Source organism: Kribbella sp. NBC_01510 (assembly GCF_045040325.1).
Classification (GTDB): domain Bacteria; phylum Actinomycetota; class Actinomycetes; order Propionibacteriales; family Kribbellaceae; genus Kribbella.
In genome coordinates, this window is record NZ_CP109418.1 from 7,320,654 (window position 1) to 7,335,485 (window position 14,832).

Here is a 14,832-nt window from a genome sequence, read left to right on the forward strand (position 1 = left end):
GGACATGCTCGACGCAGACCTCCAGGCGACCGCCGCGATCGACCTCGACGCGGTGTTCACCACCCTGTCCGGATCGTTCACCGGCGCCGATCTCGGCGAGGTCCGGTTCGACGCGTCCGGCATCCTCACCCTGGTCGCGAGCGCAGCACCCCCTGATCTGGCGGCCGTCCTGAGTGCAAGCGGTACGGCGTCCGTCACGTTGACCGCCCGACTCGAGGCCGGCGTCCCCGGCGCCGAGGTGCCGTCCGAGATCGACGGACTGCTCAGCCTGATCACCTCGATCGGCCAAACCGGCAGCGTCCTCGAACCGGCCTTGGACGTGGTGGCCGAGACCGGCCTGGACTCACTCCTCGCCCGCACCACGTCCGTGATCTCGTCCGTCGAGCAGGGTCCGCTCGCCGCACTGTTCGGCTTGGTTCCAGAACTGCAGTTGCCGCAAAGCCTCGTGGACACCTCAGGCACGGTCGGCGGCCTGGTGGAGCTCGTGCGAGTGCTCGCCGGGCTCACCGCGACGGCCGCGGTCAGCGATCGCCTTGTGGCGCGAACCGAGTTGCTGGCCGGGCGACTCGACGTACAAGCTGCCAAAGCCGCGGCCGACCGGCTCGGCTCACTCGCTGCCGACACCGGGTTGGTGGCGGCGCTGCGATCCGCCGACCCGGACGATCCTGACGCGGTTGAGGTCTTGGGGCGACGAGTGGTCGCCTTCCTCGACGCCGTGCTCGACGTTGAACGGCGTTGGACGGCAGGCATGGGACTCGGCGAGGCAGCGCTGATCGGGCTCGATCTCGCCGGTGGCGTCGCCGGTCTGGAGCTGGCCCGGCTGGCCATGGCGGGCGCGAACCTCGAGGCCGTCGGCAAGATGGCGACCGACGTACGGGCGATGGCCGCGCCGGTGCTCGACCTCGAGTTGCCGGTCCCGGCGGACGCCACCCGTGATGTCGTCGACCAGGCGCTGGATCTCGTCGGCGGCATGGTGACGGCGGTCCGGAGCTGGGATCCGGCGACGCTGCTGCAGCCGGTGACCGACGTGACGGACCTCGTCGTGGGTCCGCTCGACGAAGTGCGGCTGGCCGTCGAGTCGGTGTCCGGAACGATCTCGTCCGCGATCCGTACCGTCCGGCAACTGGTCGACGAGGTGGATCTGAGCTCGGTCGCCGAGGCCGTGCAGCGGGCGATGCAGCCGGTGATCGACACGCTCGACGCAATCGAGGCCGCGGTCGGCACGGCCGAGGACGTCCTGCTCGAGGTCTGCGGCAACATCGAGGACGGGCTGCAGGTGGTCGCGGACGCGGTCGGCGACGCCGCCGAGGAGGTGCGAACCGCCCTCGGCCGCGTCAGCGGAGCCCTCGACGAGCTGAAGCTGGCCGACCTGGCCGAAACCCTCCGCACCGAACTCGGTGCGATCTCGGCCGCCCTCGGCGCGGCCCAGCTGACGCCGTACTTCGACACCGCGAACGACGTGATCGACACCGGCGCGCAGGTGATCGACGCCGTCCCGTTCGGGTTGCTGCCGACCGACGTACAGCAGGAGATCGTCGACCTGGCCAAGCCGATCAAGGAGCTCGATCTGCAGGAGGTCGAGGACACGCTGCGCGCGGAGCTGACCGCGATCCAGGAGTCGTTGCACGCCGAGACTCTCGATGCGATCGAGGAGGTGTACCAGAAGGTCGTCGACTTCCTCGCCTCGCTCGACCCGGAGGCGGCGTTGGTCGAACTGGAAGCCGGACCGCTGGAGGAGTTGCGCGCCGCCGTCGCCGAGGTGGATCCGGTCGCGCTGCTGGCTCCGGCGACCGAGGCGCTCGACGAGGTCCGCGGTCTGCTCGACGGGATCGACCTGAAGGCTGCGGTCCTTGATCCGCTGGCCGATCTGTTCGACCCGGTCCTGAACGCCCTGGCCGAGTTGGACCCGTCGCACGTGCTCGACCCGATTCAGGCGCCACTCGACGAGGTTCGGCAGACCGCGCTCGATGCCCTTCATTTGGACGACGTGACTGCTGCGGTGACGTCGTTCCGCGATGGTGCGGCGGAACGGCTCGGGCGTGTCGATCCGATGGCGCTGGCCGCCGTACTGGATGAAGCGGTGGCGGCGCGGCTGCGTGATCTGCCGGCCGGACCGCCCGGTGGCGCGTTCGGATCGATCCTCGTCAAGCTGGGTCAGGCCGGTGGGCTCGACCTGACCGAGCCGGCCGTCGCGGACATGCTCGCGTGGATCGGGGGTCGCGAGGACGGCGCGGCGGTTGTGCGGGCGCGGTTGCGTCAGGTCGCCGATCAGGTCGCGTCGGTGCGGGATGGCGTCGCGGGACTCGACCCGGTGCCGCTGACTACTGCGACCGGGGCGCAGCACCGGGCGATCAGTGGTGCACTGCAGGTCCATCCGCCGGGATCCCAACTGCGGGTGGCTTTGGAGCCGCTGCTCGCCGGTGTGTCTCCAGCCGTGGTGCTCGGTCCAATCGCGGAGAACCGCCGCCGCTACCTGGCCGCGCTGGAGGTGGACGCGGTGGTGGCCGAGACGCTGGCGGCCTCCGGACGGAGTGAGGTCACAGCCGCCGCGGGCGGCGTCACGGTGGCGTTGTTGCCGGTGATGACGATCCCGGCCAAGCTGCGCGACATCCTCAGTGCGCTTGGTGTGGACGGCTCGGCGCCGCTGTCGGAACTGGTGCTGGAGCTGTACGACCTGGCCGGCCCGGCCCGGATCCTGCCCGCGATCGCCGACCTGGTGTCAGCTGGACGCGACCAGTTGATCGCGCTGCTCGACGTGTTCCTGCAGCCGGCGCTCGATGTGGTGGACACGGTCCGGGGGTTGATCGAGGCGTTCGACCTGCAGCCGATCGTTGACGAGTTGGTTGCCCTGTACACCCAAATCTCCGGCGAGGTGCAGGCGCTCAGTCCGGTACAGTTGCTCGGCGGAGTGCTGACCGAGGCGGACGAGGTGATCGCCCGGCTGCGCGCTTTCGACCCGCTGGCGCCGGTCCGCGATGCCGTTGCCGCAGCACAGCAGGCAGCTCTCGACGTACTCGAGAACGTCCGTCCCACAGTGGTTTTCGCAGATGTCGTGACGATCCAGCACGACGTACTGGCGCTGGCCTCGGGGCTGGATGTACGGGCGCTGCTCGAACCGGTGCTGGCTGCGTTGGACGTGCTCGCGGCCCAACTGGACGAGGGATTCGACCGTACTGGCGATGCACTGCAGCGGCTGCAGGCAGCGCTGCCGGATCACGTCGAGGAGTCGCCGCTCTCGATCGGTGCCGACATCGGGATCGAGGTGGGCTTCTGATGGCCGGCTCGAAACCGGGTCGCTCGGGCAAGCGCGGCTCGCAGTTGCGATGGGAGTACTTCGTCGAAGAGCGACTGGGCGGCGCAGCCGGCGCACCCGCGGGTTTCGCCGCGTCCGACGATCTCGCGCAGCCAGGAGCCGGCATCGAGGGCCGCCTGGAGCAGTTGCGGGCGTACCGCGACCTGAAGCGCGAGGCCCGGACGGCCAGTACCGATGGCCCGGTGGAGGGTCTGGTCGCCGTGGCCGGCGGGCCGAACTGGGTGCCGATCGGACCACTCGGTGCAGTGCTCGGCCAGGCGGCGCCCAAGCCCGTGGTGAGCGGCCGGGTCCAGGACCTCGCTGTATCGAAGGACGGTCAACGGGTCTACCTGGCCACCGCGAACGGCGGCGTGTGGCGAACCGGAGACTCGGGCCGCTCGTGGGAACCCATGAGCGACGAACTCGATGCCCTGGAAGTGGTGTTCCCGGGCGGCCCCGGCGGGGTCGTCCCTGCCCTTCAGCAGGTCGACACACTCGCCACCGGCGCGATCGCCATGGTCGACGGCGGCGACGCGGCCCACGACCGGCTGTACGTCGGAACCGGCGAGGGTCACGCGTCCTTCGGGACCGGCACCTCCCCCGACTTCTTCGGCGTCGGCATGCTGCGATCCGACGACGGCGGACGGACCTGGTTCCAGGAGCCTGCGGCCCCGCCACTCCTCGGCCGGACGGTCTACGCCCTCGCCGTGGATCCCACCGACCGCGAGCATGTCGTGGTCGCGACCAACGCCGGCGTGTTCCGCCGTACTCTCGCGAGCTCGACCACGCCGGCGCCGTGGGTCGAGGAGGCGTTGCCGGTGATCGGTGCCGGCAACCGGATCACCAGCGTGACGGTCGGCCGGGTGGCCGGACAGGTCCGCTTCTACATCGTGGTCCAGAACGGCGACACCTTCGAATGGCGGCCGGGCGCCGGCTGGGCCGCGCTCCCTCCACTGCCGGCCGGGTCGAGCCGCAGCTCGCTTGCGGCTTCGGGCAGCGACCCGGTCGTGGTCTACGCGTTGTCCGCGACCCCGGTGACCTTTGCCAATCCGAAGAACCCGAAGGGCGGCGTACTGCACGGCGTGCACAGGATCGACCCGTCGGCCGTGGCGCCGGCGTGGTCCACGATCTCGGGTGCACCCAACGATGTGTTCGGCGGTTCTGAGCCGGGACAGGGCAACTACGACCAGGCGATCTCGGTCGACCCCACCGACCCGACCGTCGTCTACATCGGCGGATCAGGGAAGAACACCGAGGGCGAGTTCTCCGCCGCCGTGTATCGCCTCGAGGTCGAGCCGTCGGGCGCAGGCTTCAAGTGCAAGGACATCTACATCGGTGCGTCCTCGCATGCCGACGTCCATGCGCTGGTGCACCGGCCAGGCTCCTCGAGCGACCTGTGGATCGGCTGCGACGGCGGGGTCTTCGCGACCACGAACGCCCGTGGCACCGGCAACCGGTTGTTCCGCTCCTGCAACGCCGGCCTGGGAACCCTGAGCCTGATGGGACTCGGGCACATCCCCGGCGAGGACTCGTACGCGTTCTGCGGCGCGCAGGACAACGGCGGCTTGCGTTACCTCGGCTCCGAGGTCTGGGACCACCAGTTGTACGGCGACGGCGGCGACACCGTGGTCGACTGGGCACCCGCCGGTCCGGGCACCCGCCGTCAACTGCTGAGCATCTACATCGAGGAAACCGTTCGTCGCAGCGACATCGACGGTGCCCGGTACGACACCACCCTGGTCAACCCGAGCCCGGCGGATCAGTTGTTCTACCCACCGTTGGTCGGCGCGCCGCCGAGCGCGGTCCCCGGCGACTCGCGAGTGGTGGCGTTCGGCGGCGAGGTGCCTTACGTCAGCGAGACCTTCGGTGGGAACTGGAAGCGCCTGCCACCCCGGACTCCGGTGACACCGGCGGGAGTCCGCGTTCGCTCGCTGGCGTTCGCTTCACCCACCCGGCTCTATGCCGGCTGGACCGACGGTCACGTGGCCCGGTACGACAAGGGCGCGGGCGGCTGGGCCGTACTGGACTTTCCGCGGATCGGCGAGTTCAGACCGATCACCAGCATCGCGATCGATCCGTCTGTTCCGGCCGGGCAACGCGTCTACGTCACGGTCGGCGGGCCGGCGGTGCTGCCGGTGGGGACCGTCGACCGGGTCTGGTTGCTGGACACCCGGCCACCCCCGGCGGTCCTGCCGCCGGGCTGGCCGTGGGCGCCGGCCGGTCCGGGCCTGATCGACGTACAGCACAACACGATCGTGCTGGACCCCGCGGACCCCACTGGAAACCGCCGCTGGGTGGGCGCCGACCTCGGGGTCTGGACCTGGAACGCCGGCGCCGGGGTCTGGCAGGTGCTCTCGGCCAACCTGCCCGATGCCGCCGTACTCGATCTGGACCTCGTGACCGACCCGACCGTCCCCGCTGCTCCCGCGATTCTGCGCGCCACTGTCCACGGGCGTGGCGTGTTCGAACTCGACCTCTCCGGTGCGCCGCAGCCACCCGTCAGTCTCGTACTGCGTGCCACGCCGGTGGACCGTGGTCGTCCGGCCCGGGTCGGTGTGGCGCTTCCCGGCGACCACAAGCTGGCCAGCACGATCGACGCCAGTCCGGACATCGCCGTGGACGCCCCGAACCAGAACGGGAAGTACGTCATCGAGGCGGTCACCGCGCCGACGCTGGTGGAGTTGCGAAACCTCGACGGCAAACGCGAGGTCCTGGCCAGCGTCCCGGCCGCGGTGGCCACGACGCGGGTGCACGTGACGGTTCGCAATCGCGGCGTGAGTCCGGCCAATCCGCCCGTCGACGGCGTCCGCGTCGCCCTGCTGATCGGTCCCGCGGGCGCCGATGACGCGACCCCGCCGGTCCCGCTGCCACCCGGCTTCGGCAACGTCGTCGTGAACGGTACGCCGATCGACGCGGCGGGCTGGAAGACGGTGGGGATCCGCACGGTCGACGGCATCAAGCCCGGCCGGCCGGGAGTGGCGAGCTTCAACCTGACGAGTGATCTGCTCCCCACTGTGGACGTTGCCGAGGGCCAACGGTTCGTGTTGCTGGCGCTCGTACACCACGCAAGCGATCCGTTCCCAGTGGCCGCGTCGCAGAACCCGGTGACCCTCGTGACCGGCGAGCCACGGGCTGCGATGCGCCGGGTGACCGCCGTACCCGCGAAAGGTCTGGCCGCGGCGTCGGCAGCCAGTGGGGCGGCCTCACTGAACCCGCCGGGCGGGACCGGTCTGCTCGTGCCGCTGACCACCGCATTGCTCGCGCACCAACGGCTTGGCGACCTGACCGACCAGCTGAGCCGGAAGGTGCAGTCTGCCCGGGTCTCCCCCGCCTTCGGTGGCTATACCGTCCCGGTCCGTCCACATCCCGTCGAGCGCCGAGTGCTGGCGATGGCGACGGCAGCACGGGCGGCAATGGCTGGTGGCCCTGCCGCCACGGTCCCGCGGACGTTGCCCGGCGCGGGGATCGGGCAGTACGCACTGCTCGGCGCGTTGGGGTTCGAGTTGCCCGGCTTCACGTCCGTCCTCGCTCCTGGCGGCACCTGGGTGTCCGACCTGATGCGGCGGGGCACACCGGATCCACAGCGCAGCCGGGTCGCCGTACCGGCCTCGGAGTTTCCGCTGGCGATGGCCAGAGCAGGACTCACGATTGCCGGAGCGGACGCCGCCGCGGCGGCCGCGGTCCGTGGGTTCGGCAGCGGCATGCTCGCTGCTGCCGCGGCCGGCGTGATGGTCGGGCCGCAGCTCGCCGACCTGCTGGCGCGCGACACCAACGCGGATTGGCACCGCCACTCGCAGTCGGGCGGCGCTGCGGCGGCGGAACGCTACCTGCGCCGGCGTTTCCTGGGTGGCGAGGCAGTGCCCGCCCCGCTGATCGATTGGTTGCCTACAGCAAAGAGTGTGCCGACGGCGGTCTGGGACGGCTATCTCCGGGCGCTTTCCGACGTGTACGGCCTGCCGGAGAAGCGGGCGCTGGGATTCCCGCTGTTCGAGGACGGGCTGGATACCGGGGACTGGCTCACCGCCGTACGGATGCGCAACGCCTACAACCTCGTGCTCGACGATCTGCGGACCTCGTCCTGGCCCGCGCCGGCCTGGTGGGGTCTGCTGACGCCGATCCTGCTGGCCCCGTCGATCTCGATGCTCGCGGCCAGAACGTTGCCGAACGCCGGCCTGTTCTTCGCCGAGGGCGACCTCACACCGCGGTCCGTCTTCGAACTGCTCACGCTGTCGATGGGCATCGGATCGGTCGCACCGTTCGTCTACTCGATGATCCTGTGGTCCGCGGTCGACGAACACACCGAGGTGTTCGTCACCGCGCTGATCATGTTCCTGGCCCGGGCCGGCATCGTCACCGGTGCGCTGGCGACCTCCGGCAACGCCGAGCAGAGCTCGCTGACCCAGTGGCTGGGCATGTTCGCTCCGCTCGTCTCACTCGACATCTACGCACTGATCCGGTCGCTCGCCGCCGGCTCGCGCCGCCCCGGCGATTCGACCGTGTTCGCGATCCAGACCATCCCGGCCGCGACCGGTGGGCTCACACTCATCGTGTCGGCGGTGATGAAGGCGCTCGGCATCAATACGGGCTGGCCGTTCTGGCTGGTGTGGAGTCTGTTCACCGCGATCATGTGGCTGCTGGTCGGCATCATCGCGTCCATCGCGCTGTCGAACGGCGGCGGCTGGCAGTCCTGGTTCCTGCGCTCCGACCGGCACTTCCCCTTGCTGTCCTCGGTTGCCGCGGCCGGTCTGCTACCGCCCGAACCCACCGCCCTGGCAAGGGTTTTCGACGACTCCACGCTCTGGTCGGACCCCGACACCGCACTCCCCGCGGACCTCTCCGGGCACGACTACCCGAGCGGCATGCGCGACCTGATCACGATCTGGTGGCTAGGGAACGGGACTCTGGAGGTGCAGTACGCCGACGACCTGGTCACCTTCCGCGTCAACGGCGGTGTCCCGGTACCAGTCCGGATCCCCGCCGGGACGACTGCTGAATCATTGGCGGAGCTGCTGCCGGCTGAGATGGACGGCGTTCAGTCCGCCCTACTGACCAGCAAGCCACCGGACCCGTCGCTGCCTTGGCCGGCCACTCTCGCCGACCCCGGCGATCCCGGACCGATCGCCGACGCCGCCGTGGCCAAGGCCAGGTTCGTGCCGGTCGGCAAGACGCAGGAGACCGGCGTCGTACTCCGCCATGCACCGCGGGCCGACCTGTCCACCCCGGCGGGACTGATGGCGTCCGGCCCCGACGCGTTCCCCGTCGTACCGGTGGCATCCCTGGGTGACCTCGAAGGCAGCGGCCTGGGCGCGGCCGCCGACCTCGCCACGCTGCTGGCAGTCGCGGCCGCCCCGGCCCTCGGTCCGGTCGCCGTCGCGGACGGCGTACTGCCGGCCTTGCCCGTGCCTGCTGTCGGTGAAGTGGTGCAGGTCTTCCGCCGCTGGAACCTGGACGAGCGACGACTGGCCGAGTGGCAAACACTGGTCAGCGGCGGCGCTCCTCCCGACGGGCCGCCGGAGGCGGCACCCGACCCGCTGCTGCGGACACCACCCATTGGGTACGCCGGCGCCCAGCCAGTCGGAGCCGACCTGGTCGCCGCGATGGGCTGGATTCCCTTGTGGCGCGCGTGGATCCGGGTCGCCACCGATCCGCAGGCCGACGCCGCGTCACCCCTCCCGCTCGCTTCGACTCCCCTGGTCCGCTTCGCCGACGGCTCGGTCCGGCGACCGATCAACGCCGAACTGACCGAAGGCATCCGGTACCTGCTCGATCTGGGGCCCACATGATCCGCGACGGGAGGTGGCCGGTATGACCGACGTCTTCGAGCCGGAGCAACCCGATGAAGACGACGACGGCCCGGACGAACTGCTCGCCCGCGCCACGATGGCACCTGGCGCTCCCGCCGCCGATCCCGACCTGATCGCCGAATGGCCGGCCGCTTGGCTCGGCACACCGGGCCGCGGCGCCGCACCAGCCGCAGGCCCACGCGCCGTGCGACGGCCGACCGCAAGCGTCGGCCAGGAAGCCAGGGCCCGCCACAACTGGGTGCCGATCGGTCCGCGGAACGTGGCCGGCCGGATGCGCGCGATCGTCTGCGGCGATCCCGCCAACCCAGATCCCCAAGTGTGGTTCGCCGCCTCGGCCGGCGGCGGAGTCTGGCGGACCCGCGACGCCGGCCGGCGCTGGGAACCGCTGCCCGACTGGCACGACCGCCGCTGCCTGGTCGTCGGTGCCATGGCCGTCGCGCCCACCGATCCGACCCGCATCTACGCGGCCACCGGCGAAGCGTCACCGGCCGGCTCGAACACCCTGCGCGGCTTCGGCGTCTTCGTCTCCACCAACGGCGGCGACACCTGGGACAACTTCGGCGCCGGTATGGCGAACCCCGTGCACCGCGGTGGTTTCGAGGCGATCGCGGTCGATCCCGGCGAGCCGCTGCACGCCTGGGCGGTGGGGGTGGACGGCGCCTTTCGAACCCTCGACGGCGGCCTGACCTGGGACGACCCGCCGTACCTCGCGGGCACGTACTTCAGTGATGTCGCGTTCACCGCCAACCGCCGGCTGCTGCTGGTCCGTGGCACCAGCACCGCCGGCGAGGGCGCGGTACTGCGGCTGAATGCTCCCGCCGCGGCGGAGGCCGCGGTCAGGGCCGAGCTCGCCTCCGCCGACGCGCTCAGCGTCGTCGTTGCAGCACGACCGCCCCGGGCCGCGTGGCCCGCCAGCGGCAAGATCGCGATCGCCACGGCGGCCACCGCCTACGTGCGGTTCGCCGACGAGGACGATCGGCACATCGGCATCTTCCGGACCACGAACCTCAATGCGGCGCTCGGCCGGTCGATGGTCTGGACCAAGCTCGCGGATCACTCGGACTTCCATAACGACGGTCAGGCCGTCTACGACATGGTCCTCGCGGTCCGGCCGGGCCATCCTGAGCTCTTGGTGACCGGCTTGGTCTACCTGCACGTCAGTACGAACGCCAACCTCGCGCCGGATGCGGTCCGGTGGCGCCGGATCATGTCGTGGCCGCTGCACCGGGAAGGACTGCGCGGTCATCACGCCGACCAGCACGGCGTGACCATCGCCGGGGACCCACCGCAGCTGTGGGTGGGCAACGACGGCGGCGTAGCGCGGGCGACACCGAACTGGTCGGACCCGGCAGCCGTCGAGGTCGAATGGACCCGCCCCGTGGCGCCTGGCACCGTCGGCTGGGAACGACGCGACGTCGGCATCCAAGGCGCCCAGCCCTACGACCTCGCGCAAAGCCCGCTCGTGCGCGGCGTCCTCGCCACCGGCCTGCAGGATAACGGCACGTACCTGCGCTCGGGCGGCCAGACGTGGCGCCCGATCATGGGCGGCGACGGCGCCTTCTGCACCTTCGATCCGGACGACCCGTACCGGCTGGCCGTCAGCTACTACGGCGGGCTCGCAGCCCTGCAGTTCCCGGCGCTGCGCGACAGCATCTTCGCCGATGAGGCCCGCGACCGTCCCGACACCGCGACCCAGCGGATGCTGACCGATGGGCTCGACGACGACTCGGTCTTCGTTCCCGAGACAGCTCGCGACCCGCTCGACACCGGCCGCCTGCTGCTTGCGCGAAAGGGCCGGCTCTACGGCCTGAAACCCGGCTCCGGTGAGCGATTCGGTCTCGAGATGGTCGGCCGATCGTTCGTCCTGCGGGTCCGGATGCCACCCGCCGCGAGTGGACCGCGAACTCGGATGCCGAAGCCGCTGCGGTTCTACCCGCCACCGCCACCGGAACCCCGTGTGGTGGTCGAAGTCATCGATACACCCGGCGCCCGGAAGCTGGGCTTGCTGCCCGGACGCGGCGGCCGGTACGAACATGTCGACGTCACCGACCACGACCGATTCGTCATCGCGAGCCGCCTGCCCGCGCCATACCAGTTGACCGAGGGCGACGAACTGCGGCTGCTGATCGACGGAGCAGCGCAATCGGTGAAGTTCCGGGCGGCCGACGGCATCAACCTGGCGAGTGTCATGGTCGCCGACGTAGTCCGTACGGTCGCCAACCTGCCGGTGCACCAGGTCGAGGCGTTCCCGACCATGTGGCGTACGCCGTCCGCGGTGCAGCTCGTCACCCACGACGCCGGCGCCGCGACGCTGATCCGGCTCGGCGGCGATGCGCTGGATCCGTTGCCCGACGGGCTGTCCCGGCTCGCGGTGAACCGTGGCGACTACCACGGTGACGACGCCCGGCCGGCCTCGGTCCTGCTGAACCTGGTGAACCTCGACTCGCGGACCAACCGCGACTTCTCCGGGCCCGTCCGCACGCTGGAGGTGACGATCAACGCCGGCGCCGTACGGCCGCTGCGCATCGAACCGCCGACCTTCCCCGACCCGTCGAACATCACGGCCGGCCAGCTCGCCTCCGGACTCGCCGATCTGCTGGCCGGCGCCCCGGTCCACGTGCACGCCGTACCGTCCAACGCCTGGGTCTCGCTGCTGTCCGAGGCGGGCACTCGAGTGGTGCTCACCGGAACCGCAGCGGCACGGTTGTCGCTTCCCGTCGCCGGAGCTCCACTGGTCCGGATCGGCCTGTTCAGCCGCACGACCGCGCACCTGAAGACCAACGTGCGCAACTTCGCCGGCGTCGACTTCACCCCGACCGGACCGCCGTTGGAACTGGTGATCTCCGACGGTACGAACGCAACGCCGCCACTCCGGTTCACTGCTGCCGATGTGGCCGACTTGCGGGCGGTCACCGTCGAGGAGCTGCACAGCCTGATCAGTCGCCACCTCGCCGCTACACCTGCCGTCCGGGTGCGGGCGGACCTGGTGGTGATGCCCGCCGAGGGCTGGGTCAGCGAGCTGACGTTCGGCCCGCCGCAACCGGCAGCCGTTGGTGGTCCCGCGATGCCGTCCCCGGCGTGGGCCGGCGGACAGGACGGCAGCGTCTTCGTCACCCGGGACGGCGGCGCGACCTGGCTCGATTGCACGATCCCGCTGATGCGGCTCGGCGATCGCGAGACCGAGGCGATCGCCGTCCATCCGACTGAGCCGCTGAACGCCTGGATGGCATTGTCCGGCGAAGCCACCGTGCCCGGTGACCCGACGTTCGTGTTCCGCACAGTCGATGGCGGCACGACCTGGCAGCCGATCGGGCATCAGGTCGTCGGTGGTGTCGCGCAAGGCATCGTGAGCGGCGGTGTCCCGCTCGGTGTCCACGCGCTCGAGCTCGACCCGGCCGATCCGACCGTCTTGTTCGCCGCCACCGATGCCGGGGTCTTCCGCAGTACCGATTCCGGCGACACGTGGACGCCTTTGAATGAAGGCCTCCCGAACGCACAGGTCGTCGACCTCGTCAGCCATCCCGAACAACGGATGCTGCGCGCATCCCTGTGGACGCGCGGTGCCTACGAGCGCCGGATCGACGCCGACCCGCCCGACGACGTACGCCTGCTCGTCCGCACCACCGAACTCGACGACGGCTTCCGGCCCGCCCGCGCCGCGCCCTCGTTCGGCACTGCCGCCGCCGGTCCCGTCCCGATCGGCTCCCCCGACATCAAGGTGGTACGACGCCGTGCGGCCGGCCTGGGCACGGACGCCGACATCGACGGCGTGACGTTCGATCTCGAGATCCCGCACGACGACATCGTGGCCGGGTCGGCCGCCGACGTGATGGTGCAGGTGAGCAACGTCGGGCCCGTTTCCGTGCCACCTCCCGGCGGACCGGTCGCCGAGCAGGCCCGGGTCGTGCTGTTGTGGGCCCCCCTCGACAACGGCATCCCGCCACTCCCGGCCGACATCTGGACCCGGCTGGCTGCTGCGCCACCGCTCGTCGGGCCAGTCGGCGCGTGGTTCGTCGGCGGCGACGGTCAAGTCCCGCGGACGATCCCGGGCGGCGACACCGGCGTCGTCACCTTCCCCGTCGCCTGGCCGGCCCTCGATGGGGTCAACTCGGTCGGGCTGCTCGTGCTCACCACCGCGACCGCCGACCCGCTCACCGGCGGGCCGACCCTTGTCCCCGCCCTGCTGGCCACGGAACGGCGGGCTGCTTTCCGCGAGGTCGTCGTACGACGGCTGGACGACGACCGCACGCTGGTCGTGCGAGCGACCGGGCCGGGCGACATCGTGATCGAGAACGTCGCCGCGTCCGAGGGCACGCCGGCTGCGGTGAATCTCGGCTTCGAGCCGGGCGACCTCGGCGTGGCCGGACGGATCCGGGTCACCAAGGTTGCGGCGGCCGACGACCTCAACCTCACGGCCCTCGCAAGCCCCCGGCCGGCCCTGGGAATCCGGCTCGCGGCGCCATTGGTTGCCGACCTCGCGCTCCTTCCGGCCGCGGACGAGGCCCGTACGGCGGCCGCCGTCCAGCCGGCCGAGCTGGTCCGGATGCTGCAGCGGCGGATCACCCAGGCCGGGTTGCCGATCGGGGCCTGGGACCCGGCAGCCGGGTTCGTGCTCGAAGGGACCGGCGGGGCGACACTGCGGGCCGGCGGATCCGCGGCCGCAGCACTCGGCTTCCCGGTCGGCGGACCGGGTACGGCGCAGTTGCAGAGCTCCCGGCTCACGGACGCGTTCGCGCTCGCCGGGGCGACGGCGCTGACGATCACGGTGGTGCTTGCCGGCGGCAACGTCGTCGTACCGGTGGATCTGTCGCCGTCCCGCTTCTCCGGCGCGGTGTTCGTCCGGCGAGACTACGTGGCCCGGGCGGTCATCGACGACCTCAGACTCGGCGGGGTCGACGGACTGGTGACGGTGCGGCTGGTCACCGGGCTCGAGTTGTACGGCCCGGACTCGAGCTCGATGACGATCAGCGGACCAGGGCTGGCGGCGATCGGCTTCACCTCGGCGACCGGAAGCAGGCTGCGAGCCGCTCCGGGGCCGTTGGACCTGACGGCCGGGCCGGTGCTCCATGTCGAGGTCACGCCGCGAGCCGTTGTCCGGTTCGACAGCGACCCGGCCGACATCCCCGACCTCACCCACGCACGGCATGCCGACATCCGGCGGGCGATCTCGCTGGCCTGCGAACTGGTCGGCGTTCCGGCGAAGGCCGCCGTACCGAACATCGACCTGCGGGTCGCGGCGTCGCCCGAGGGCGGTGGGCGGCGGCATCCGGTGCTCGGCGGGGCCTATCTGGCCGAGCTCGTCGCCACTCCCGCGGCGGTCGCGGCACCGGATCGACCCGCGTTGTTCGCCGTCCGGGCCGCGCTCGGTAAGGACGTGCTGAAGGCGGGTGTCCCGAACACCCTGTACCTGCGGGTGCGCAACGTCGGCACGGTCGACTCCACCCAGACGCGGCTGCGGCTGTTCCGCCTCGACCTCGCCGCCACACCTATCACCGCGAACGAGATCGTCGCTGCGGCCCCGCCGGTGCCGGCCGGCAGCACTCATGTCGAGGAGCTCGCGTGGAACCCGGGCCCCGTTGCCCCGAGCACCGAACTCCTGCTCTGTGTCGCCGACGACAACCGCCCCGGTTGGCTGCTCGACGTCCCGGCCGATTTCGCCGACCTGGAGACCCTCCGCGCCTTCGTCGGCCGCCGGCCCGGCGTCGCCTTACGCGTGTTCGACGTCATCCCCTAGAA

Annotated in this window: 3 protein-coding genes; all 3 read left to right on the plus strand. The window is 71.1% G+C overall.

The features are described from left to right. Positions 1–4: 4 nt before the first annotated feature. The 3 genes from OG558_RS36100 to OG558_RS36110 are packed head-to-tail and all read left to right on the plus strand — an operon-like array spanning position 5 to position 14,830. The gene (locus OG558_RS36100) at positions 5–3,274 is read left to right on the plus strand and encodes a hypothetical protein (RefSeq protein ID WP_405066998.1); all 3,270 of its coding nucleotides are present in this window, start codon (positions 5–7) and stop codon (positions 3,272–3,274) included. Beyond that, entirely contained in the window at positions 3,274–9,075 is a 5,802-nt protein-coding gene (locus OG558_RS36105; RefSeq protein WP_405066999.1) for a hypothetical protein, read from the plus strand. The genes OG558_RS36100 and OG558_RS36105 overlap by 1 nt, the downstream gene beginning before the upstream one ends. A 22-nt stretch (positions 9,076–9,097) precedes the next feature. Next, positions 9,098–14,830, plus strand: a complete 5,733-nt coding sequence (locus OG558_RS36110) for a hypothetical protein (RefSeq protein WP_405067000.1) — start codon at positions 9,098–9,100, stop codon at positions 14,828–14,830. Positions 14,831–14,832: the final 2 nt, after the last annotated feature.